17 protein-coding genes and 1 pseudogene are annotated in these 21,784 nt (G+C 70.9%); 9 read left to right on the plus strand and 9 right to left on the minus strand.

Features of this window, described 5'->3' with window-relative positions; translation table 11 throughout:
* The 3 genes and pseudogenes from ACIQVZ_RS39705 to ACIQVZ_RS39715 form a co-directional block, all read left to right on the plus strand.
* Positions 1 to 4,025: HAMP domain-containing protein (locus ACIQVZ_RS39705; RefSeq protein ID WP_402457224.1), on the plus strand; the 4,025-nt coding region annotated here is incomplete at its 5' end.
* Between the two features lie 46 nt (positions 4,026 to 4,071).
* Positions 4,072 to 6,504, plus strand: a complete 2,433-nt coding sequence (locus ACIQVZ_RS39710) for a SpoIIE family protein phosphatase (protein ID WP_402457226.1) — start codon at positions 4,072 to 4,074, stop codon at positions 6,502 to 6,504.
* A gap of 346 nt (positions 6,505 to 6,850) precedes the next feature.
* Positions 6,851 to 7,216, plus strand: a pseudogene (locus ACIQVZ_RS39715) (transposase family protein); the annotation flags it as partial.
* 63 nt (positions 7,217 to 7,279) lie between these two features.
* On the opposite strand, the gene crcB (ACIQVZ_RS39720) reads toward ACIQVZ_RS39715, so the two are convergent.
* From crcB (ACIQVZ_RS39720) to ACIQVZ_RS39740, 5 genes are all read right to left on the minus strand, one after another.
* The gene (crcB, locus tag ACIQVZ_RS39720) at positions 7,280 to 7,642 is read right to left on the minus strand and encodes a fluoride efflux transporter CrcB (RefSeq protein WP_402457229.1); all 363 of its coding nucleotides are present in this window, start codon (positions 7,640 to 7,642) and stop codon (positions 7,280 to 7,282) included.
* Entirely contained in the window at positions 7,642 to 8,052 is a 411-nt protein-coding gene (locus tag ACIQVZ_RS39725) for a DUF190 domain-containing protein (RefSeq protein WP_402457232.1), read from the minus strand. The genes crcB (ACIQVZ_RS39720) and ACIQVZ_RS39725 overlap by 1 nt, the downstream gene beginning before the upstream one ends.
* Entirely contained in the window at positions 8,049 to 8,669 is a 621-nt protein-coding gene (crcB, locus tag ACIQVZ_RS39730) for a fluoride efflux transporter CrcB (RefSeq protein ID WP_402457234.1), read from the minus strand. Before crcB (ACIQVZ_RS39730) ends, ACIQVZ_RS39725 begins: the two co-directional genes overlap by 4 nt.
* Positions 8,670 to 8,972: 303 nt before the next feature.
* Complete coding sequence (locus tag ACIQVZ_RS39735) at positions 8,973 to 10,343, minus strand: hypothetical protein (protein ID WP_402457237.1); 1,371 nt, start codon at positions 10,341 to 10,343, stop codon at positions 8,973 to 8,975.
* Between the two features lie 44 nt (positions 10,344 to 10,387).
* Complete coding sequence (locus ACIQVZ_RS39740; RefSeq protein ID WP_402457240.1) at positions 10,388 to 10,777, minus strand: hypothetical protein; 390 nt, start codon at positions 10,775 to 10,777, stop codon at positions 10,388 to 10,390.
* Between the two features lie 306 nt (positions 10,778 to 11,083).
* Between ACIQVZ_RS39740 and ettA the strand changes: the two genes are divergently transcribed.
* Together ettA and ACIQVZ_RS39750 are read left to right on the plus strand one after the other, a co-directional pair.
* A complete protein-coding gene (gene ettA / locus ACIQVZ_RS39745) occupies positions 11,084 to 12,706 on the plus strand; it encodes an energy-dependent translational throttle protein EttA (protein ID WP_402457244.1) in 1,623 nt (540 codons plus the stop codon).
* Between the two features lie 15 nt (positions 12,707 to 12,721).
* Complete coding sequence (locus ACIQVZ_RS39750) at positions 12,722 to 13,138, plus strand: hypothetical protein (RefSeq protein ID WP_402457246.1); 417 nt, start codon at positions 12,722 to 12,724, stop codon at positions 13,136 to 13,138.
* A 103-nt stretch (positions 13,139 to 13,241) separates the two neighbouring features.
* On the opposite strand, the gene ACIQVZ_RS39755 is transcribed toward ACIQVZ_RS39750, so the two are convergent.
* Positions 13,242 to 13,520, minus strand: a complete 279-nt coding sequence (locus ACIQVZ_RS39755; RefSeq protein WP_402457249.1) for a hypothetical protein — start codon at positions 13,518 to 13,520, stop codon at positions 13,242 to 13,244.
* Between the two features lie 281 nt (positions 13,521 to 13,801).
* Complete coding sequence (locus ACIQVZ_RS39760; protein ID WP_402457252.1) at positions 13,802 to 14,401, minus strand: hypothetical protein; 600 nt, start codon at positions 14,399 to 14,401, stop codon at positions 13,802 to 13,804.
* Here ACIQVZ_RS39760 and ACIQVZ_RS39765 point away from each other — a divergent pair.
* Entirely contained in the window at positions 14,378 to 14,617 is a 240-nt protein-coding gene (locus tag ACIQVZ_RS39765; protein ID WP_402457255.1) for a hypothetical protein, read from the plus strand. The two genes, ACIQVZ_RS39760 and ACIQVZ_RS39765, sit on opposite strands and share 24 nt — an antisense overlap.
* Before the next feature lie 546 nt (positions 14,618 to 15,163).
* Here the strand turns inward: ACIQVZ_RS39765 and ACIQVZ_RS39770 are convergent.
* Both ACIQVZ_RS39770 and ACIQVZ_RS39775 read right to left on the minus strand, forming a co-directional pair.
* The gene (locus ACIQVZ_RS39770) at positions 15,164 to 16,021 is read right to left on the minus strand and encodes a DUF1932 domain-containing protein (protein WP_402457257.1); all 858 of its coding nucleotides are present in this window, start codon (positions 16,019 to 16,021) and stop codon (positions 15,164 to 15,166) included.
* Positions 16,018 to 17,403 carry a hypothetical protein gene (locus ACIQVZ_RS39775; RefSeq protein ID WP_402457260.1) on the minus strand — a complete coding sequence of 462 codons (1,386 nt, stop codon included), beginning with the start codon at positions 17,401 to 17,403 and terminating at the stop codon, positions 16,018 to 16,020. The genes ACIQVZ_RS39770 and ACIQVZ_RS39775 overlap by 4 nt, the downstream gene beginning before the upstream one ends.
* Positions 17,404 to 17,905: 502 nt before the next feature.
* On the opposite strand from ACIQVZ_RS39775, the gene ACIQVZ_RS39780 reads away from it, so the two are divergent.
* The 3 genes from ACIQVZ_RS39780 to ACIQVZ_RS39790 all read left to right on the plus strand — a co-directional run bounded on the left by ACIQVZ_RS39780 (position 17,906) and on the right by ACIQVZ_RS39790 (position 21,679).
* Positions 17,906 to 18,703 carry a hypothetical protein gene (locus ACIQVZ_RS39780; protein WP_402457263.1) on the plus strand — a complete coding sequence of 266 codons (798 nt, stop codon included), beginning with the start codon at positions 17,906 to 17,908 and terminating at the stop codon, positions 18,701 to 18,703.
* A gap of 70 nt (positions 18,704 to 18,773) precedes the next feature.
* Complete coding sequence (locus tag ACIQVZ_RS39785) at positions 18,774 to 20,267, plus strand: amino acid permease (RefSeq protein ID WP_402457265.1); 1,494 nt, start codon at positions 18,774 to 18,776, stop codon at positions 20,265 to 20,267.
* Positions 20,264 to 21,679: a glutamine synthetase family protein gene (locus ACIQVZ_RS39790; RefSeq protein WP_402457268.1), complete on the plus strand. Its 1,416-nt coding sequence runs from the start codon at positions 20,264 to 20,266 to the stop codon at positions 21,677 to 21,679. The genes ACIQVZ_RS39785 and ACIQVZ_RS39790 overlap by 4 nt, the downstream gene beginning before the upstream one ends.
* Positions 21,680 to 21,784: the final 105 nt, after the last annotated feature.

A 21,784-nucleotide genomic window follows, 5' to 3' on the forward strand; every position in this document is an offset into this window, starting at 1 on the left:
CACAGGTCCCGGGTGTCGGCGGGACCTGGCGGGACCTGACCGACTCGGTCAACTTCATGGCGGGCAACCTCACCGACCAGGTCCGAAACATCGCCCAGGTCACCACGGCCGTCGCGCAGGGCGACCTCTCCCAGAAGATCACCGTCGACGCGCGCGGTGAGATCCTGGAGCTGAAGAACACCGTCAACACGATGGTCGACCAGCTCTCCGCCTTCGCCGACGAAGTCACTCGGATGGCGCGCGAGGTCGGCACCGAGGGCATCCTGGGAGGCCAGGCCGACGTCAAGGGCGTCTCCGGGACGTGGCGCGACCTCACCGACTCGGTCAACTTCATGGCCGGCAACCTCACCGCGCAGGTCCGCTCGATCGCCCAGGTCGCCACCGCCGTCGCCAAGGGCGACCTCTCCCAGAAAATCACGGTGACCGCGCGCGGTGAGATCCTGGAGCTGAAGGACACCATCAACACGATGGTCGACCAGCTCTCCTCCTTTGCCGGCGAGGTCACCCGGGTCGCCCGCGAGGTCGGCACCGAGGGGCGGCTCGGCGGCCAGGCGGACGTCCAGGACGTGTCCGGTACCTGGCGCGACCTGACCGAGTCGGTGAACGTGATGGCCGACAACCTCACCGCGCAGGTCCGCTCGATCGCCCAGGTGACCACCGCCGTCGCCAAGGGCGACCTGTCGCAAAAGATCCGGGTCGACGCGCGCGGCGAGATCCTGGAACTCAAGGACACCATCAACACGATGGTCGACCAGCTCGGGGCGTTCGCCGACGAGGTCACCCGGGTCGCCCGCGAGGTCGGCACCGAGGGCAACCTCGGCGGCCAGGCCACCGTCCGCGGCGTGTCGGGTACCTGGAAGGACCTCACCGACAACGTCAACGTGATGGCCTCCAACCTGACCGGCCAGGTCCGCTCGATCGCCCAGGTTGCCACCGCCGTGGCCAAGGGCGACCTGTCGCAGAAGATCAACGTGGAGGCCAAGGGCGAGGTCGCGGCCCTCGCCGGGGTGATCAACACCATGGTCGACACCCTCTCCGCGTTCGCCGACGAGGTGACCCGCGTCGCCCGCGAGGTCGGCACCGAGGGCACGCTCGGCGGCCAGGCCCGGGTGCCTAACGTCGCGGGCACCTGGAAGGACCTCACCGACAACGTCAACTTCATGGCGCATAATCTGACCAGCCAGGTCCGCAACATCGCCCAGGTCACCACCGCGGTCGCACGCGGCGACCTGACCCGCAAGATCGACGTGGACGCCCGCGGCGAGATCCTCGAACTCAAGACCACCATCAACACGATGGTCGACCAGCTCTCCGCGTTCGCCGCCGAGGTCACCCGGGTCGCCCGCGAGGTCGGCAGCGAGGGCCGCCTGGGCGGCCAGGCCGAGGTGGAGGGCGTCTCCGGCACCTGGAAGCGGCTGACCGAGAACGTCAACGAGCTGGCCGGCAACCTGACCCGCCAGGTCCGCGCGATCGCCGAGGTCACCAGCGCCGTCGCCGCCGGCGACCTCACCCGCTCGATCACCGTGGACGCCTCCGGCGAGGTCGCCGACCTCAAGGACAACATCAACTTCATGGTGGAGTCGCTCAGGGAGACCACCCGCGCCAACGAGGAGCAGGACTGGCTGAAGTCCAACCTGGCGCGGATCTCCGGCCTGATGCAGGGCCGGCGCGACCTGCCCGTCGTCGCCGAGCTGATCATGGACGAGCTCACCCCGCTGGTCTCCGCCCAGTACGGCGCGTTCTACCTCGCCGAGGACAGCAGTGAAGGAACCCACCTCAACCTGATCGGCTCCTACGCCTGCCCGTCCGGCTCCGCACCCAGCCGCTTCGCCCTCGGTGAATCGCTGGTCGGCCAGGCGGCGCGCAGCAGGCGCACCATCGCCGTAGACGCCCTGCCGGCCGGGTACGTCAGCATCACCTCGGGTCTGGGCCGCGCCGAGCCTCTCTCCCTGGTCGTGCTGCCGATCGTCGTCGAGGAGCAGGTCCTCGGCGTCATGGAACTGGCCACCGTGCACAGCTTCACCCAGGTGCACCGCGACTTCCTCGACCAGCTGATGGAGACCATCGGCGTCAACGTCAACACCATCGTCGCCAACGCACGCACCGACGAGCTCCTCGGCGAGTCCCAGCGCCTGACCGCCGAACTGCAGACCCGCTCCCAGGAACTGCAGTCGCGTCAGGAAGAACTCCAGGCATCCAACGCCGAACTGGAGGACAAGGCCGCCCTGCTGGCCACCCAGAACCGCGACATCGAGACCAAGAACCTGGAGATCGAGCAGGCCCGCCAGGAACTGGAGGACCGCGCCCACCAGCTCTCCCTGGCCTCCAAGTACAAGTCCGAGTTCCTGGCCAACATGAGCCACGAACTGCGCACCCCCCTCAACAGCCTCCTCATCCTCGCCCAGCTCCTCGCCCAGAACCCCACCCGCAACCTGACGGCCAAGCAGGTCGAGTACGCCGGCATCATCCACTCCGCAGGCTCCGACCTCCTCCAGCTCATCAACGACATCCTCGACCTCTCCAAGGTCGAGGCCGGAAAGATGGACGTCACCCCGGAACGGATCCCGCTGCGCAAGCTCCTGGACTACGCCGAGGCAACCTTCCGCCCGATGACCAGCCAGAAGAGCCTCACCTTCACCGTCAAGACAGCGCCCGCCGTGCCAGCGGAGCTGCTCACCGACGACTACCGGCTGCGCCAGGTGCTGCGCAACCTCCTGTCCAATGCGGTCAAGTTCACCGAGAAGGGCGGCGTCGAGTTGCGGATCGAGGTGGTGGAGGAGTCGCTGGCGCCAGAGGTGGCCCGGCGTGACGGCCCGGTGATCGTCTTCCACGTGGTGGACACCGGCATCGGCATCGCGCCGCAGCATCTGGAGAGCGTGTTCGGCGCGTTCCAGCAGGCTGACGGTACGACCAGCCGTAAGTACGGCGGCACCGGTCTGGGTCTGTCGATCAGCCGCGAGATCGCCTTCCTGCTCGGCGGCGCGATCACCGCCGAGAGCAACCCGGGCCAGGGCAGCACCTTCTCGCTCTACCTCCCCGTCGCTCGGCCCGACTACGCCGAGCTGAGCGCAATGAGCGCCCGCGCCGCCGTTGAGGCCGCCCCCGCCCAGGATCTCCTCGACTCCGGCAGCGATCCGCATCCCGCGCCCGTTCCGGACACTCTCCAGGCCAAGCGGCTGCTGGTGGTGGAGGCGCGCTCGCGCGGTCTGCTGTCTCTGGTGGCGGAGAGCGCGGTCGCCGACCTCGCCGGTCATCCGGACCTCGGTGACCCGCGCGTACCGGTGGAGATCGTCACCGCGCTGGGAGCGCAGGAGGCTGCTGCCGCGCTGGCCACCACACCCTGCCACTGCGTGGTTCTCGAACTCGACCTCCCCGACGGTGCCGCCCTGGGATTCCTGGAGCAGATGGCTCGCGACGCCGCACTGCACGGCGTGCCGGTCCTCGCGCACAACAACCGCCGGCTGATGACCGCGCAGGAGCAGGTCCTCCAAGAACGGGCCGCCTCCCAGCCGCTGGAGCTCATCTCCAGCCTCGACGAACTGCGCGAGCGGATCGCGCTGCACCTGAGCGCCGACCAGCCGGGCGATGTGCTTCCGCTGGTGCGCACCGAGGAGCCGGCCGCGGCCGCTCAGCAGGAGATCGACAACTCGCTGACCGGGCGCACCGTACTGGTCGTCGACGACGACGACCGCAACCTCTACGCCATCACCGGGATCCTGGAACTGCACGGCATGCGGGTCCTGCAAGCCGAGAACGGCCGCGCGGCCATCGAGACCCTCACCGGGCACGGCGAGATCGACGTCATCCTGATGGACGTGATGATGCCCGAGATGGACGGCTACACCGCCACCGCCACCATCCGCTCGATGCCCAAGTACGCGGACCTTCCGATCATCGCCGTCACCGCCAAGGCCATGGTCGGCGACCGGGAGAAGAGCATCGCCTCCGGAGCCAGCGACTACGTCACCAAGCCGGTCGACGCCTGGGACCTGATCACCCGCATGAAGCGGCAGCTGACCGCCTAGACGGCGCTTCGCCCCCACCGAACCCGTCTTGCGAGGAGCCAGCGCCGTGCACAACCTCCACCAGCCAGGGATCCCCGTTCCCCGAACAGACGCCGCCAGCCAGCCTGCCCCAGCACCTCTCGGCACAGCCGCCGACGGCATCGAACCCGCGGCAGGCAGCCCGGACCACTCAGCGGTCGGCCGCCTTGCCCACACCGTGGAGCGGCTGCAGCACGAGCTCCGGCAGGCGAACGACGAGGCCCACGGCCGCGCCCTCATCGACCTCGCCAAGGGCATCCTGGTCGAACGGCTTCGCTGCAGCCCACTGGAAGCAGCCGGACAACTGGAGAAACTGGCGGCCCAGGTCGGGACCTCGAGCATCGAGCTCGCCGCCGACCTGGTCAACCAGGCCTCGCGCGATCGGATCACCGACCTCGCCCGCGAATTCGTGGCCGACGCCGCCGACCCCTCGTCCCCGTCACTGGGTCTGCGCCTGCGCAGCGCCGAGGCCGGCGCAACCGGCGACGCCCAGGCGGTGGCCCAGTCGATCCTGCAGCACGCGCTGCAACCGCTGGGGGCCAGGGCCGTGGCGATCTGGGCGGCCAACGCCGACCAGTCCCTGACCCTCGCGGCGAGCGCCGGCTTCACGGAGCAGGAACCGCTGCGCTGGCGCCACGTGCCACCCGGCGTCCCCACACCCGCCCGCCAGGCCCTCGACCACCGGGCCGCCACCGGCTACGACAGCCTGTCCGCGGCCGCCCTGCCGTCGATCGGTCAGCACGAATTCAGGGGCGGTCGCATCGCCGTGCCCGCAGGAACCGGCGGCCGGATCACCGGGGTCCTGGAAATCTGCTGGCCGGACCCCCTGCTGGAGCAGCCGCAGTCCCTGCAACGGCAGTTCGAGGTCCTCGCGGAACTCTGTGCGACCGCGTTGGAGGCTGAACCCGAGCCCGCAACGGCCGGGCAAGACCCTCACCTCGACGAGTTGCTGGAACTCACCGACGGCCTGCACGACCCCTGCCTGGTCCTGCGACCGGTCACAGATGCCGCCGGCAACGCCACCGACTTCCTGATCCGGCACGTCAACCCGGGCTTCGTCGACTTCGCCGGGCGCCCGCGCAACCGCATCGCCGGCGCCCGCCTGCTCGATGCCTACCCCCTGGCCGCCGAACGCAGCGGCCTGTTCGAGAAGATCGAGCACGTCCTGGCGACCGGAGAGCCATTCCGGGCAGAGCGCATGACGCTCGCGGCGACCGTTGAGGGCGTCTCCCTCACCACCGCCGCCCGCGTGAGCATCAGCCGCCACGGCGCCCACGTCCTAGTCGTCTGGACACTGGACGACGGTGTCCCCAAGGTCGCCAGCCTGCTGCAGCACGCCCAACGCCTCGGCCGGATCGGCGGCTTCGAGGAAAACCTGGTCACCCGCGAAATCGTCTGGAACGACACGCTCTTCGACCTGCACGGCCTGCCGCCCACCGCGCAGCCCGTCCCGCTCGAGCAACTCGCGTCCCGCGCCCACCCCGACGACGCGCACTCCATCGGACGGTTCCTGCGCACCCTGCTGCACCACCGCCGACCCGCCTCCACCTCCTTCCGGCTCCACCGGGCCGACACCTTCGCCCGGCACATCAGAGTCGTCGCCGAGCCCGTCCTGGACGAGAACTCACAACTCGTCGCCATCCGCGGCGCGTTCCAGGACGTCTCCTCCCAGCACTGGACCGAGGTCGCCCTGGCCGCCACCCGCGACCAGCTCGCCCATACCGAGCAGGAGGCAGCCGAACGCAGCCGCCTCGCCCTGCAACTGCAGCACGCCATCATGCCGCCCAGCCGCGGCCCCGCAGAACTCTTCGACCTGCGCGTAGCGGTCCGCTACCGCCCTGCGGAGACGGACCACCTGGTCGGCGGCGACTGGTACGACGCAGTCACGCTCCCCAGCGGACACGTGCTGCTGTGCGTCGGCGACATCGCCGGGCACGGTATCGAAGCCGCTACCGGCATGGTCGCCCTGCGCAACGCGCTGCGCGGCCTCGCCGCCACCGGTGCCGGCCCCGCGCAACTCCTCACCTGGCTCAACTCCGTCACCCACCACCTCACCGACAACGTCACCGCCACCGCCGTCTGCGCGCTCTACGACCCCGCCACCCGCCGACTGCGCTGGGCCCGCGCCGGCCACCTCCCGCCGGTCCTCCTTCGCGACGGGACAGCGAACACCCTGCCCACCGTCACCGGCATCCTCCTCGGCGCCATCGACCGAGCCAACTACGAGCAGGGCGAGGTCCAGCTCGAGTCCGGCGACACCCTCCTGCTGTACACCGACGGCCTGATCGAACGGCGGGACTGCTCAGTGGAGGACTCGCTGAGCAACCTCCTCGCCCTCACCCAGGACAACCGGTCGTCTGGTAGCCCGGATGATCTGGAGCACAGGCTCGACCACCTTCTGCGGTACACCGACGCGGACACCGATGACGACACCTGCCTTATCGGAGTAAGAGTCGGCTGATCTGTACACCGGGGCGAACAGGCCCAACAAGTCCCCGCAACGAGACGACCGAAGAGCGCGCAAACTGGCTCCGGCACGAAATGCCCTGGCATGCGCAAGTCCGCCAGACCGCAGCCCATATCTGTTAGCGGTGAAAATTTCCCCAGGTTCGTCGTGTATTTCCTGGCACCCCTTGCCCATGATCGTGGGCGTTACTGTTCGCAGGCGTGGGCGGGAGAGTGGCTCGCGGGTCTGGAGTACCGAGGATGGCGGACCGGCTCGCCACGGTTAAGTAGGCCATCCGAACGTCCCAGCCACGCTAAAGGCTGTCTCGTAACTTCGTTGGTCGTGTGACGTTGGTCTGGGTGTGCAGGTGCTGTCGGCGAAGCGGCGTGAGCTCATCGAGGTGTTCACCGGGCTGCGCCCGGCCCAGTTCCGGCGGTTGGTTCAGGCGGTGAAGCACCGCGGCGGCCGGGCGCTGGACCCCTCCAGGCCCGGCCGGCCGTGGGCGCTGTCGCTGGAGGACAGGGTCCTGCTGGTCGCGGTCTACCACCGGACCAACCTGACGATGCGCCAGCTCGCGCCGCTGTTCGGCGTCTCGCCGGCGGCCGCCCACCGGATCATCGACCGGCACAGCCCGCTGCTGGCCCTGGCCCGCACCCGCCGCCACCCGAAGGCGGGCGAGGTCGTCATCGTCGACGGCACCCTGGTCCCCGCCCACAACCCCCGCGTATGTCCCCCGTTGGTCGAAACGCGCACCGTGGGCCGCCCCGGTCGGGGCGGCCCGTTGTCAGATTCAGGTCAGCAGTGAGTAGCCGGCGAAGGCGGCGGTGAGGCCGGTGGCGAGGCTACCGATCGCGTTGAGGCCGGCTTCGGCGAGGGAACCGTCCTCGAGCAGGCGCACGGTCTCGAAGGTGAAGGTGCTGAACGTGGTCAGTGCCCCGCAGATCCCGGTGCCGAGCAGCAGCATGGCGTTGCTCGGCAGGCCGTGGGCGTGGGTGGCGCCGGTGAGGGCGCCGAGGATGAACGCCCCGGAGACGTTGATGAGGAAGGTGCCCCAGGGGAAGACGCTGTCGTGGCGGGCCTGGACGGTCTTGTCCATGAGGTAGCGCAGGGGTGCGCCGAGTATGCCGCCGAGGAAGACCATCAGCACGGCCATCAGTGTTCTCCGTCCTGCGGGGTCGGGGCGGTGATGTGGGCGACGACCTCGACCGGGTCGAGGGTGACGAGGCCCTGGGCCATGACTTCCTCCACCTGGGGAATGAAGGCGCGGAGGCGGTGTTCCTCGTCGACGATCACCACGGCGACGGGCAGGTCCTCGGCGAGGTCGAGTAGGCGGGTGGTGTGGATCAGGGAGTGGGAGCCGAAGCCCTCGATGCCACGGAAGACGCTGGCGCCGGCGAGTCCTGCGCGGTGGGCGCGGTGGACGATCTCGGTGAAGATCGGGTGGTGGTGGTACTGGTCGGTTTCGCCGAGGTAGACGGTCATGCGCAGCATCGGTCCGTTCAGCGGGGCACGGGGCTCGCGTGGTGGCTCGTCGTCGTGGTGGCGGTGGATCAGCGGGCTCATCGCGCACTTCCCGGGCTGGTGGTGGTTGCGGTGGTCGGGTCGGTGTCCGGTCCGGCGGGTGGGGTGGCGGTTGCGGTGCGGCCGGCCTGGGAGCGGCGGCGCGGTCCGCGGCGTACCGGCAGGCGGGCGAGGCGGCGGGTGGCGGCGATGCCGGTCCACACGGCGGCGAACCCGGCGATCAGGCTGGTGAGGGCGTAGGCGTCGGCGAGGGCGAGGTGGCCGGTGGCGAGCAGGCCGCGCAGTTCGACGGTGTAGGTGGAGAAGGTGGTGAAACCGCCGAGGATGCCGACGCCCAGGAACGGGCGCAGGTAGCGGTTGGGGGGCCAGATCTCCTGGACGTACACCATCAGGATGCCGAGCAGCAGGCTGCCGGAGATGTTGGTGGTGAACGTGGCCCAGGGGAAGTGGCTGGTCTTGGTGGGCCAGGCCTGGGCGAGTTCGTAGCGGGCGACGCTGCCGATTCCGCCGCCGAGCGCGATTACCGCGATCACGTCCCATTGGCCCGCTCGGGCGGGGCGGGCCGGTTCGGGCGGCAGCGGGGCGGGGCTGTCGGGGTCGACGGGCAGATCCTCGGCGGGTCCTGGCCCGCTGGTGGTGGGCGGGCGCTCGCCGCGCATGCCTGCTCCTTGGAGTGGGTCGAAGGTGGTGTGGCCCTCACCGGTGCGTACGCGTGCGTGAGCGCCGGCCGCTTGGCGGCCAGGGCTGGCATCGGTGGGGCGGGGCATGGTTCTCCTACCTGGTCTCGGTCCGCGCCACGTGCGCGGACGTCAGGTAGGGACCGTTGGCGACCGGTTCGGTCGCGGTTACGGCGAGCCCCTCCGCCGTCTTCCGTACCAGGATAGCGACACCTGCCGCCGGGCCCTGGCCCGGGTGGCGTGAACACGATTGCCGCCGTTGCCGTGGTGCGTGGCCGGCGCTGTTCACCCGGTGGCGTCCGGTGCGGGAAGGCCCGCGTACACGCGCCCGTCGAGCAGGGCAGGGGCCCGCAGGCCGGCCGAGGTCTCGCTGCCGCGGACCTCGTGGCGGGTGCGCCAGTCCTGCTTGCGCAGCGCCTCGTCGATCTCCCAGCCGAGCAGGGCCAGGCGGGCCCGCAGCACGACCGCCACCGACGTGGGCGGCGGGGTGCCGCCGGGCCAGGTGAGAACGTGGTGCAGGCACAGACCGTGCGCGTGCTCGAAGCGGCGCGCCCGGAGCGGGTCCGTGAGCGCGGCGGCGGCCAGCGCGTACTCCCGCAGCCCAGCGCGTTCCTCCTCGGCGCAGGCCCGGCAGTGCGGCTGCACGGCGGCCAGGTCGGCGCCGGTGCCGCCCCGGTCGAGGTGGCGGGTCAGGTCGGCGCCGGTGCCGCCCCGGTCGAGGTGGCGGGTCAGGTCGGCGCCGGTGCCGCCCCGGTCGAGGTGGCGGGTCAGGTCGGTGCGGGCCCGCTGGCCGTTGACGCCCACGATCTCGTCAACCCTCGGGCCGCCGACCGCGGTGAGGTCGTGCAGGTGACCGGCGCACAGCTCGGTCTCCTGGCCTGAGGCTCGTGTGGTTGGGTCGCGGTCGCGGGCCTGCCAGCACAGCAGGCGGCGTACCGCGCGTTGCTCGGCCAGGCACACCGGGCAGCACGCGAGTGCGGTGTCAGCCTCCCAGCGGCCGCCGGCCGAGCGCGCCGCGATGTCGGGTTCGGCGTCCAGGAGCGGGTCGAGGTTCCTGGATCGGCGGGTGCGGGCGGCGGCGTCCGGATCTTCGCCTGCCACCAGGTCGAGCCCGGCGTCCGGCGCTGCGAGGTGCTTCAGCGCGGCGTCGAGGAGTCGTCGGTGCTCTCCGGGGCGGGCCCGGGCGGCGAGGGCGAGGGTGTGGGGCAGGCACAGCACCGGCTCGGCGGTGAGCGTCTCGCGCACTTCCTCCTGGTCCAGGGCGCGCAGCAGGGTGTGGATGCTGCGCTCGGTGCCCTCCGCCAGGCTCTGGCACAGCGGGCAACGGGCCTGCGGCCCGGTGCCGGAGAGCAGGTGTTCGGCGCCGGCGAGGGCGACCTGGGCGACCTGCGGCATCAGCCACGGGGCGCTGGAGTTCTCCAGCAGCAGCCGGGTGTGCGCGGGGCAGAATCCGGCGCAGGCCTCCAGGCGAGCCAGCACGGCGGCGTCGGTGTGGTTCTCTGCGACGAAGTAGGCCAGCCACCGACGCTCGGCCTGCGCGCGGTCGCGGCACAGCGCGCACAGGCCGCCGCGCAGCAGGAGCAGCGCCTCGCGCCGGTCGCGCTTGCGCCCGTCCTCGCCGGAGCCCGACGTGTGCTGGGTCCACCAGCGCTGCACGGCCCGGAGGGGACGCTTCAGGCGTGCCGGGCGGGCAGCGGCGGTCACCACCGGTGGGCCTTGCGCGGGTGGCGGGGATAGCGGTGCGGGACGGGGTAGCGGGGCTGTTCGATGCCGCGCAGCAGGGGTGGCATACAGGTCACGAGCACGAGCTCGGCCTTGGCGTAGGAGGTGAAGCCCACCCACAGCCGTCCCACCGTCCGGGTACCGTCGCCGGGCAGCAGCGGGCGGACGGGCCGCGGGGCTGGGGCGGTGTAGGCGGGGACGTCTGCGTCGGCGAGCGCGAGGAGCAGCTCGTCGACGATGCGGGTGTCCAGGTCGGCGATCGGCGCCCAGGTCGGGGCGGGGAGTCCGTTGCCGTGCCCGCCGGGGGGAAGCCAGGCGGGCTTGAACCAGGCGGTCTGGACGGTGCGGGTGGATGCGGGTGCGGCCATCGCTACCGGCCTCCTCGGGTGAAGAGGGAGTAGGAGCCATCGGCCGTCCGGCGGGTCGGCCACCGTGGGTGGCCGCGGCGGGATCCAGCGCCGCACTGCCAGCGTAGCCCTGGCGCGCGGGCGACGGCCCGGCCCGCCCGTGGCAGGGGTTCGATCGCGGTGCGCGCCGGCCGGGGCGCGTGCACACTGGGAAGCGTGGCTATGAGGCTCGCCCTTGCCCGCACATCCCGGTGCTGATGGCCTCTACGGACATCCCGACGCGTGGAACACGTCTGTCGTTCGCGCGCGGTACCCGTGGAGGCACGCATGAACGTGTTCACGATGCGCAGGGCCCGGATGGCGCACGGCGACAAGGTCGTCCTGGACGATGTCACGCTCTCCTTCCTGCCCGGTGCGAAGGTCGGCGTGGTCGGCCCGAACGGCATGGGCAAGTCCACCGTGCTGCGGCTCATGGCCGGCCTGGAGCAGCCGACCGGCGGCGAGGCGTTCGCGGCGACCGGGATCAGTGTGGGCATCCTGGAGCAGGAACCCGCCCTGGACGAGGACGCCACGGTGCTGGGCAACGTCGAGCAGGGCGCGGCCGCGGTGCGCGCCGCGCTGCACCGCTACGACGAGGTCACCACGGAACTGGGTGACGCGCAGGGCGCGCGGATGCAGGAGCTCCTGGACGAACTCGGCTCTCTCCAGGAGGCGTTGGAGCATGCCGGGGCGTGGGACCTGGACGCGTGCCTGGAGCAGGCGATGGACGCGCTGCGCTGCCCGCCCCCTGACGCGCCGGTGGCAGGCCTGTCCGGCGGTGAGCGGCGCCGAGTGGCGTTGTGCCGGATCCTGCTGGCGCAGCCGGACCTGCTGCTGCTGGACGAGCCGACCAACCACCTGGACGCCGAGTCGGTGGCCTGGCTGGAGCAGCACCTCGCGCAGTATCCGGGCGCCGTCGTCGCGGTCACCCACGACCGGTACTTCCTGGACAACGTCGCCGGGTGGATCCTGGAGATCGACCGCGGCCACGCCTACCCGTACGAGGGCAACTACTCCACCTACCTGGCCACCAAGCAGGCCCGCCTCACGGTGGAAGGGCGCAAGGACGCGAAGCGGGCCAAGCGGCTGGCCGACGAACTGGCCCGGGTGCAGCGCTACGAGGACCTGGCGGCCGAGGCCGAGACGCGGCGCACGGTGGACTTCGAGGAGATCCAGATCCCTCCGGCGCCCCGCCTCGGCTCGCTGGTGCTTCAGGCTGAGCACGTGACGAAGGGCTTTGGCGGGCGGCTGCTGATCGAGGACCTGACGTTCAGCCTGCCGCGCGGCGGCATCGTCGGGGTGCTGGGCCCCAACGGGGTCGGAAAGACCGCCCTGTTCAACATGATCACCGGCCGCGAGCAGCCCGACGCCGGCACCATCCGCCTGGGCGAGACCGTCACCGTCTCCTACACCGACCAGGACCGCTCAGGTCTCGACCCGGACAAGAGCGTGTGGCAGGCCGTCTCCGGCGGCGAGGAGCACATCCGGTTCGGCACCGTCGAGATCCCCTCGCGCGCGTACGTGGCGAGCTTCGGCTTCAAGGGAGCCGACCAGCAGAAAACAGTCGGTGTGATGTCGGGGGGCGAGCGCAACCGCCTCAACCTCGCGCTGACCCTCAAGCAGGGCGGCAACCTGCTGCTACTGGACGAGCCGACCAACGACCTGGACGTGGAGACCCTGGCCTCCTTGGAGAACGCGCTCCTCGCGTTCGCCGGCTGCGCGGTGATCACCGCCCACGACCGTTGGCTCCTGGACCGCACCGCCACCCACATCCTCGCCTGGGAGGGCGGCGCCAGCTGGTTCTGGTTCGAGGGGAACTTCGCCGACTACGAGGCCAACAAGCTCCAGCGGCTCGGCCTGGAGGCAGCGCGCCCGCACCGCGTCACCCACCGCCGCCTGGCCCGCGACTGAACCGGGGGCACTGCCATGACCACCACCAGCCACGACCTGGCCCAGCTCGCCCTCGCCGAGGCCCGGTTCATCCTGATCAACGCCAAGTGGAAACTGTGCCAGGAACAGGCGCTGGCCCGCCTGGCCCACCAGCGCGGCCTGGCCTGCACGCCACTGTTCCCCGAGCACCCGGTCATCCAGGTCGTCGCCTTCGACGGCCGCCTGCTGGGCCGGGTACGACTGCACCGCGACGGCCGCAAGACCAGCTGGATCGCGACCCGGCCCCCGCTCGCCCACCAGGTCGGCGCCCACCGCAGCCTGGGCGCCGCGGCCCGCGCCCTGGCCCAAGCCGCGGGCCTGCCCCACCGACGGCGCCTCGCCCGGCTCCCCGGCACCGCACCCGTAGCCCTCGACGGCCGGCACGACAGTGGGCGTCGGCAGCGCGAGCGGTAGCCGGGGGTGAGCGGCCGTTAGCTGCGCTCGCTGTCGTCCTTCCAGGGCCGGTGGGCGAGCAGGACCGCCCAGCTGAAGACCGCGAATACGAGTGCGGTCGCAATCAGGGCCCGCGCCGGGACGGGAACAGCAGCCCCAGCAGCCCCAGCAGCCCGGCAGTGAGAGCCCCACCCACAAGGCACAGGGCCAGCGGCAGGAGAAGGGTGGTGACCGGTTTGACGCCCATGGACTCTCGCCTTCGGATCGGGGTGCCCAGCAGAAAAGTGGCCTCCAGGCGGGCCTGGCGAGCCTGCAGGCTGGTGGTTTCGAGGAGTTCGGCGAGCCGGTCGCTTCGGTCGCTTCGGTCGCTGCCGCCGGGGACAAGGGCCAGGGGTGCGGTCACGGCGTCGGCTCGCCTGAGTCCACCCTCGCCCAGCTCTGGATGCTCCTCACTCGGTCCCACCCGGTTTTCGCAGGGCCGTCTGTGTCGCGGGTGCCCCTTCGACGAGGAGGCCTCTGGGCTCTCATGACCAGGGTCCACCCGGCCGCTCGCCGCACTTGATTCGCGCGGTCAGCAATGCTCGGACATGACCCCCGACGACTGATCCGTGTTGAGGGCTGGCTACACCTTCTTGGCCGTTCAACCGCACAGCGCCTGAACGGTCAGAGTGCCGCCCGTATGCGTCAGGTGCTCGGTGGTGGCCGCCAGGTGATCCGCTGTGGTCGGATGCTCGCCGCGGCTCCGAAGACCGCCTTGAACTGCTCTTCCCAGCACGGCTCGTTCACCCCGTGCCTGTCATCGGTGACCAGCAGTTGTCCACCCGGCCCGCCGGGCGGCGGCAGGATTCCCTGCTGGGCGTACCAGGCCCTCTTCGCCTCCCAACGGCGCCGGTATTCCGGGTCGTTGAGGAGGTCGAGGTGCTCCCAGTAGATGGGCCGGTCCGGGTCGTCGGTGGTGACCGTGAAGTCGGGGTACCGGTTGCGTCCGTCGGGCCCGGGCAGGGGTTTCTCGTAGGCGAAGCGGCCTCGGGCGAGCCGGTGCAGCAGGTCGGCGATGATGACCTCGTTCTTGCTGCGGACGGCCTGCCCGAAGTGGGTGATGTGGATCAGATTGCCGTCGTAGAGCCCGAGCGGCCGGCCCTGATGGTCGAGTGCGGTGACGGGTTTGGGCGGGCGCCACAGGTCCGTCAGTCGGCGGGCGGTATCCGAGGCTGTGGGCGAGCCCAGAGCCCTGAGGTCCTCCAGCGGGCCGGTAATGGCATGCTCCTGTGCTACCCCACGCACACCGACGTCGCCGACAACGTGGACAAACTGGCTCGCCACGAAGGGGTGTTCCTCGCCACCGCGCTCTGGATGGCCGAAGCCCTCGCCCTGATCGGCAGGGACGCGGACGCCAAGGAACTGTTCGACCGCCTGATCCGGGCAGCCCAGGCCATCAGCGCGGCGGGCACGATCCCCGCCGTCGACGGCGCGCTGGTGCTCGTGGCGGCAGAGGGGTAGCCGCGCAGCGCTGCCCACCCTTGCCACCCACGGCGCCTACCACCTCCACCTGCCACCGCCCGCCTCAAAGCCGGTTCTTGCACTGGTGCGCCGCGCGATCGGCGAGCAGGCGCCGCTGCAGATGTCGGCGTCATCAACGTGCCGGGCATACCCCGGTGCGAGGTGCCGAAGCCGTCTTCTCCAGCAGAGCCAACGGAGGACAACCCTCTGGCCGCTGACGGCTCTCACCGATCGGTAGTCGGACAATGCGGTGGCGGCCCGGAGCACCGCCAAGTGACGTCAATCTTCACGTGGACGAAGCCAGTCAGGGCGCCGCCACAAGGACAGCCGCCGGTCCCGGGCCGGCCTGCTGGTGGCCTCGCCCGTGCCCTGCGGAAGGGGCACAGCCCTTCCGCAGGGCGCCACACCAACGGGAACGGCCCCTCAGGTCGTGATCTGGGGGGCCGTCGAGCACCGCGCTTCCCGGTGGCAGAGGGTCTACCTGTCGGGCCGTCTTCAGGCGCGTCTTCAGGCTCCCTTGGCCAAGCGAGGCTGACTTGGAGAGGTTCACGGATGGCCGCCGACACTGGGTTTGGCAGTGTGGAGGTACTCAATGGCATCGGCTGCTGACGGCCGGGCGTCCTTCAATGGTGCCCACCTGCCCAGCACTTCGGCTGTGGCGCGTGCCAGGTCTGCCGGGAGGTTGGCTTCGTCCAGGGCAGCGGCGATCTCAAGCATCTCCGCGTCCCACCGCCAGGCTCGGCGCGCGACGCTGCCAAGGTAGTCGCGATCCGCCAGCAGCGGACCAGCCATCTTCTTGCCCTCTTCGACCAGTTGATCTGTGACTCCGTGTTCGTCGGCGAGGCCGTGGGCGAGGCCGACAAGAGTGCGGGCCGTCTTCTGGTAACTCGCGAAGGCCATCTTCAGCGCGGATGCGGCGCCGATCGGCCGGTCGAGCAGACGTGCGTCAACCGTCGTCTCGGTGAACAGCTCGACGACCCGCGCACCGGTGCCCGAATCCCCGGAGAGGTAGAGCCGGGCACCGGTCGATCCGCCAGGCGGTGGGCCGATGATGGATCCGTCGAGCGGTGTCCCCCCGGCCTCCGCGATGACGGAGGCGATCTCGGAGGCTCGGCTCGGGCTGATCGCGTTCGCGTCGACGTAGATGCCGCGGAACCCGTGGGCGGCAACAGCGCGGGCCACCTCATTGGCGTAGGCCGGCGGGCAGATGGACAGGACAACATCGCTCGAACCCAGGGCCGGTCCCAAGGCAGATACAGCCTCCAGGCCCGCGGCCGACGCGCGATCGCGGGTAGCGGCGCTTCGCCCAGCATCGACCCAAAGCACGCGGTGTCCGCGTAGGACTGCCTGGGCCGCCACGGCAGCACCCATCTCTCCGGGGTGCAGAACGGTAATCGTGGTCATCGGTGACCTCCCGAGGGCAGTTGGCGCGCGTTCCGGCGATGGTGCGCGATTGCGTCCTGCATCGTCAGTCCCAGCGGCGACGAGCCCGCCGGCACCGCCGCGAGTTGCCGAGCGAACTGGTCCAGCCGCCTGTTCACCGCCTCCGTCGGCCTGCGCGAAGCTAGGGCCAGGACCGCCTCGACTTGGTCGGCAGCACCCTCGACCTCACCGGATCCGAGTTCAGCCAGGGCCAGATCCATCCGCGCCAGCGAAAGCTCGCCGAGTCGTTGCCGCTCGACCGGTTCCGACTGGTACAGCGCGACCGACTCTTCAGCATCAGCTGCGGCCTGCTCAAGGTGGCTCGCTCCCCCCAGCCACAAGTGGGTGGTACTGGAGTAGAGGGCTTGCTTCGCCGGCGGGAAGGCCATCATGCCACCCGGCAGATCCTCGCCACTTTCGCCTTGCTGGCGGTATTCCTCGGCGGTACGGAGCGCGTCCAGGGCCTCGCGCTCTCGGCCCAAGCGGGCGTAGGCCCTGGCAGCGATGCTGGCCAACCTGATGTGCGCGGTGCCACGCTCGGGCATGTACTGCTGACCGTCCCGGGCCAGGTGAACGGCATCCCGGAGCCGGTCGTCCCAGTAAGCGACCATCGCCTGGGTGCCGCGGATCCAAGAGCGCAGTCCGTTGTGTGCTGCCTGCTCGCCGCAGAGGAAGGCGGTGCGGGCCTGAGTCGCGGCAGACCGGTAGTCCCCCAGGTCGAACGAGGCGTTCGCGAGAATCCCGCACAGTACCCCGGCCGCCAGGTACAGGTCGCGCGTGTAAGCCGGGGGCTGGCGTCCTTCCAACAGTTCGAACGTCCGGTCGCGCAGGGCGCGGACCTCGTTGAAGAGCGGGACGACGGGCCGGTTGGGGTAGGTGATGACGATTCGCCGGATGTCGGCGTCGAGCTGTTCGAGGGTGTGGGGTCCCACGTTGCTCTGTTCCGCATAGCTGGCGAAGCGGGCTGATTCATTCGCGGCTGTCATCAGCATGTCCTGGTGATGGGCGTCCGAGCCGGTGCTCGGCTCCATCCATTGTCCCTCGGAGCCGCCTCCACCGATCCGATGAGTCGTCCCTGCTGGAGTGATGACGGCGAACAGGTCGTCAATCCTTCGCTGAAACAGGTGTTCCAGCACCCGGGCCGTGAGCGGGCGCGGCTTACTCAGCCGCTCTCCCTCCCGGACACCCTCCATCCAACGGCTGAACTGCCGGTCACCGATGGTGACCTTCGCCAGCGCCGGGTTCCTCTCGATCTGGGCGAGCTCCTCCCCGGCGGCTTCAAGCCGGCGGAGGAAGACGCGGTACTCGGCCATACCCCGCTGGTGGACCAGCGTCTGAAAGAGCGTCTGCGATTCGGTCCCCATGGCAGCTCCGTGGCAGGCGGGTGGATAGTCCGGATTGGTCGTGCCGGATTCAACGATGTCTGATCGCCCCCGGCTGCGGCGCGGGATCCGACAAATGTCGAGGCAATGTCGGCTCATGTCGCCCTGTGTCATGCCGATGTCACTAGCCGTTTCTGTGTCGCGTGAGCCACGCTTCTCTCGCCGCCTAGACCGTGCTTCCCTCCTCGGCAGTCAGCTGCCCCCATCGCACCCGGTCTGGCTGACGCCCCTCCCCGCCTCCACTCCCGGTGGCGTCGTTGAAGGAGAGCGGCACCGACGGACCACGAAGGGGGAACAGGCCATGCCATCAGCGCCCGCGGCTGGTGCCGGTCAGCTCGTGCAACACCCCGCTGGCCACGACGGCGGCCTGCGAGCGGCGGTCGAGGAACTGCGGCACGGACGGTGGTATTCAGCGCGAGCGCTTCTCGCCGGGTCCTGGGGCGACGCGGGCTTGTGGGCGGCGCGCACCCAGGTGCTCGGCGCGATGGCCGGCCAAAGCGACATCCTCCGTCACTGGGGTGATGAGGAACCCACCGCGTTCGGCCTGACCACGCTGCACACCCGCGTTGCCGCCGACCAAGCTCTGCTGGCCGGCCAGCGGCAGCGCGGGTCGCGGGAAGCCGTGGCGCTCGAAGGCACCGCCCGGCAGTGGTGCTGGCTGGCGGCTTCGGTACTTGGGGGTGATCCCGTGCCGTGGCTCGGGCTGCTCACTCTCGCGCAGCTGGACACCGGCCAAGCACGGCCCGAGCATCGTGTCCCGGCGCCCGACCAGATGCTTCCGCCCGGTCCGTGGGCTCTGTTCGACCAGGTCCGCCGGATCGACCCGTGGGGCAGGGAAGCGTTCCACCGCATGCTCCGTTTCTGGCTGGCCCTCGGTGAGAGCGGCCCGGCAACCGAGTTCCTGGCCACCTACCTGCCCAGTGCGCCGGAGGGCTCCGCTCTCCACGCCCTGCCGCTGTACCTGTACGTCGACCGCTACCGCCGCGCTAAGCGCAAGGACGCGGCCCAGCTGCAGTGGACGGATGAGGAGACGGTCCGCGCCACGGTGCTCAGTGCCTTCTCCCACTGGCAGGCCGCGCTCGGGCGGGGGGTCCGGTGGCCGGTGGCGGACGAGAGCCACCTCGCCCACGCGCTCTGGGCGAGCCGCCAGCACCAGCAGGCGGCCGAAGTCTTCTCCGCGATGGCCCCGTTCATCTCCATGCAGCCCTGGCAGAGCCTGGCGCACCAACCGGGCGACCTGCTGCGGCAGGCGATGACCCAGTCCTACGCCGTCGCCGGCTGACGATCGTCGGCCGCCCCTGCGCCCGGCACCGCGCCGGGTTCGATCCCCGTCTTCTCCCCGGAGGTTTCGCATGCCCTGGCCCCAGTCCACCGCGTCCGCGCCCGAGGACGACCACCTGCGGTCGCTCGGCTACGAGCCCGAACTCGTGCGCCGCATGGGCCCGTTCGGGAACTTCGCCGTCAGCTTCTCGGTGATCAGCGTGCTCAGCGGCTGCATGACGCTGTTCGGGTTCGGGCTGCTGACGGGTGGTCCGGCCGTGATGATGTGGGGCTGGGTCGCCGTGGGTCTGGCCGTGCTGCTGGTGGGTGCGTCGCTCGCCGAGGTCACCAGCGCCTACCCCACGTCCGGCGGCCTCTACTACATGGCCCAGCGGCTCGGCGGCCCACGGTGGGGCTGGATGACCGGCTGGATGAACCTACTCGGCTTGCTGGGCGGGATCGCCGGCATCGACTACGGCGCCGCGTCGTTCATCGCCGCGTTCGCGGGGCTGCAGTGGGGAGTCGCTCCGACTCCGGGCCTGATCCTGGTGATCTTCGCGGGCGTCCTGGTGCTGCACGCCCTGCTGAACGTCTTCGGGGTCCGCGTCGTGAGCCTGCTCAACTCCGTCTCTGTGTGGTGGCACCTGCTCGGTGTCGCCCTGATCGTCGGTGTGCTCGCCGTCGTCCCCTCCCACCACCAGTCCCTCTCCTGGGTGTTCACGCACTTCGAGAACGGCACCGGCTGGGCCAGCCCCGTCTACGTCTCGGCGATTGGCCTGCTGCTGGCCGGCTACACCTTCTGCGGCTACGACGCGAGCGCGCACCTGTCGGAGGAGACCAAGGACGCCAGGATCGCGGCGCCGCGCGGCATCGTCCGCTCGATCTGGGTCTCCCTGCTGGCTGGCTTCGTCCTGCTGGCCGGCCTGCTGTTCGCTGTCCAGGACTACTCCGGTACGGCCGGCGCCGCGGTGCCGCCCGCCCAGATCTTTCTGGACGCGCTCGGGACGACCGGCGCGAAGCTGCTGCTGCTTGTCGTCATCGGCGCCCAGCTGTTCTGCGGCAGCGCGGAGACCACGGCGGCCTCCCGGATGATCTATGCCTTCTCGCGGGACGGTGCGCTGCCAGGATCGGCGACGTGGCGCCGGGTCTCGGTCAACGGCGTGCCGGTCCCCGCGGTGTGGTTGGCGGTGTCGGTGGCGTTCCTCCTGGCCGTCCCGTCGCTCTGGTCCGCCACCGCGTACGGCGCGGTGACGGCGGTGAACGTGATCGGCATGACGCCCAGCTACATCATCCCGGTGTTTCTGCGGCTGCGGCAAGGCGACCGGTTCGTCCCGGGCCCGTGGAGCCTGGGCCGGTGGAGCAGGCCGATCGGGGTCGCCGCGGTGGTGTGGGTGGTGGTGGTGACCGTGCTGGTGTGCTTGCCGCAGCGCTTCCCGGTGACGATCGAGACGTTCAACTACGCGCCGGTCACCCTGGCCGCGGTCCTCGCCCTGGCGTGGGTGTGGTGGCGGATGGCCGGCTCCAAGTTCTCCGTCCCGGTGGTGGACGACCCGCACCTGGCCCGGGTGGAGGAGCTGATCGTATGAGGGCGACGATGCGGGCCGCCCGCCTCCGCACGGCCAAGCCCCCGACTCCGTCGGCAGTCTCGCCGACCGGGCCGCTGGAGCAGCTGGTGGCCGCCTTCGGTGTCGACACCGTGCTGCTGGCGACGGTCGACGTGCAGGGCCGGCTCAAGGGCAAGGAGTACGACGCGAGGACGTTGGTGGAGCGGCTGCGGTCGGGGGCGCTCTCCCCGGAGATGTGTGGGTACGTGCTGGGGACCGACCTGGCTATGACTCCGGCGAGCAGCGGGCCGTTCTCCTGGGCGAGCGGCTTCGGCGATGTCGGTCTGCTGCCCGACACGAAGCGGGCCCGGCTGCTGCCGTGGCTGCCGGGCACCGCGCTGGTGCTCGCCGAACCAATCGGCGGCGGCTGGCCCCACCCGTTGGGTCCGGGCACGGTGTTGAACGAGCAGTTGCACCGGCTCGCCGGGATCGGCGTGGTGCCGGCGGTGGGGATCGAGACGGAGTTCGTGCTGTACGAGGGCACCGCCCGGGATGCGGCGGCGGCCGGCTGGCAGGGGCTTCGCCCCGTTGTCTGGGACAACCGCGACTACGCCCTGGACCAGCCGTCGGCGGTGCGGGAGTTCGGCCGTCGGCTCCGGCAGGTCCTCGCGGGCGCGGACCTGCCGGTCGAGGCTGTCAAGGGCGAGGGCGGTGCCGGCCAGATCGAGGTCACCTTCCCGTACGGGGAGGCGCTGGCCGCGTGCGAGCAGCACGTGCTGTTCAAGCACGCCGCGAAGACGATCGCGGACGAAGCCGGTTTGACGGCGTCGTTCATGGCGGCCCCGTCCACCGGGGTCGGCAGCGGCCTGCACCTGCACGTCTCGCTGCACGACGTCGACGACCGGACAGTGCTGGCCTCCGACCCGGCCGACGGGACCGAACTGTCGGAGCTGGGCGAGCAGGCGGTGGCCGGGCTGCTGACCGCTCTTCCGCAGGTCGCTCCGTTGTGGGCGCCGTACGTGAACAGCTACAAGCGGCTCGCGGACCACTCCTTCGCCCCGGCCCGGCTCGCCTGGGGCCGGGACAACCGGACGTGCGCCGTGCGGGTGGTCGGCCACGGCCGCAGCCTGCGGTTGGAGGTCCGCCTGCCGGGCGCGGACGCCAACCCGATGCTCGCCCTGGCGGCGGTGCTCGCCGGTATCCGGCACGGCATCGAGGCTGGCCTCAAGCCCCCGCCCGCAGTCAGCGGCGACGCCTACGAGCACCCTGGTGCGCCGCTGGTGCCGCAGTCCCTGGAGGAGGCCGTCGGCGCGTTCAAGGCCAGTGCGCTGGCCGGTGAGCTGTTCGACGAGCCGGTAGTCGCGCACCTGGCACGCGTCGCCCGCATGGACCTGGAGCACCATGCCGCCCGCGTCACCGACGCCGAGCTGGAGCGCGGTCTCACCCAGGCATGAGCCCCGGGACGGCCGCGGCGCAACACCCCCGGGCCCGCGACCGTCCCGGGTGCCCCCCCCCCCCCGGGCCCCCCCGGGGGGGGACGCCGGAGGGGCACCCACCGA

Source organism: Kitasatospora sp. NPDC098663, assembly GCF_044760075.1.
Lineage (GTDB): Bacteria > Actinomycetota > Actinomycetes > Streptomycetales > Streptomycetaceae > Kitasatospora.

Coding starts and splice junctions, on each gene's coding strand:
- ACIQVZ_RS39725 (WP_402457232.1), bottom strand. CDS start 8,052: ATGAGCCCGCTGATCCACCGCCACCACGACGACGAGCCACCACGCGAG.
- ACIQVZ_RS39765 (WP_402457255.1), top strand. CDS start 14,378: ATGCTCCTGTGCTACCCCACGCACACCGACGTCGCCGACAACGTGGAC.
- ettA (WP_402457244.1), top strand. CDS start 11,084: ATGAACGTGTTCACGATGCGCAGGGCCCGGATGGCGCACGGCGACAAG.
- ACIQVZ_RS39775 (WP_402457260.1), bottom strand. CDS start 17,403: ATGGGGACCGAATCGCAGACGCTCTTTCAGACGCTGGTCCACCAGCGG.
- crcB (WP_402457234.1), bottom strand. CDS start 8,669: ATGCGCGGCGAGCGCCCGCCCACCACCAGCGGGCCAGGACCCGCCGAG.
- ACIQVZ_RS39790 (WP_402457268.1), top strand. CDS start 20,264: ATGAGGGCGACGATGCGGGCCGCCCGCCTCCGCACGGCCAAGCCCCCG.
- ACIQVZ_RS39750 (WP_402457246.1), top strand. CDS start 12,722: ATGACCACCACCAGCCACGACCTGGCCCAGCTCGCCCTCGCCGAGGCC.
- ACIQVZ_RS39740 (WP_402457240.1), bottom strand. CDS start 10,777: ATGGCCGCACCCGCATCCACCCGCACCGTCCAGACCGCCTGGTTCAAG.
- ACIQVZ_RS39770 (WP_402457257.1), bottom strand. CDS start 16,021: ATGACCACGATTACCGTTCTGCACCCCGGAGAGATGGGTGCTGCCGTG.
- crcB (WP_402457229.1), bottom strand. CDS start 7,642: ATGGCCGTGCTGATGGTCTTCCTCGGCGGCATACTCGGCGCACCCCTG.
- ACIQVZ_RS39780 (WP_402457263.1), top strand. CDS start 17,906: ATGGCCGGCCAAAGCGACATCCTCCGTCACTGGGGTGATGAGGAACCC.
- ACIQVZ_RS39785 (WP_402457265.1), top strand. CDS start 18,774: ATGCCCTGGCCCCAGTCCACCGCGTCCGCGCCCGAGGACGACCACCTG.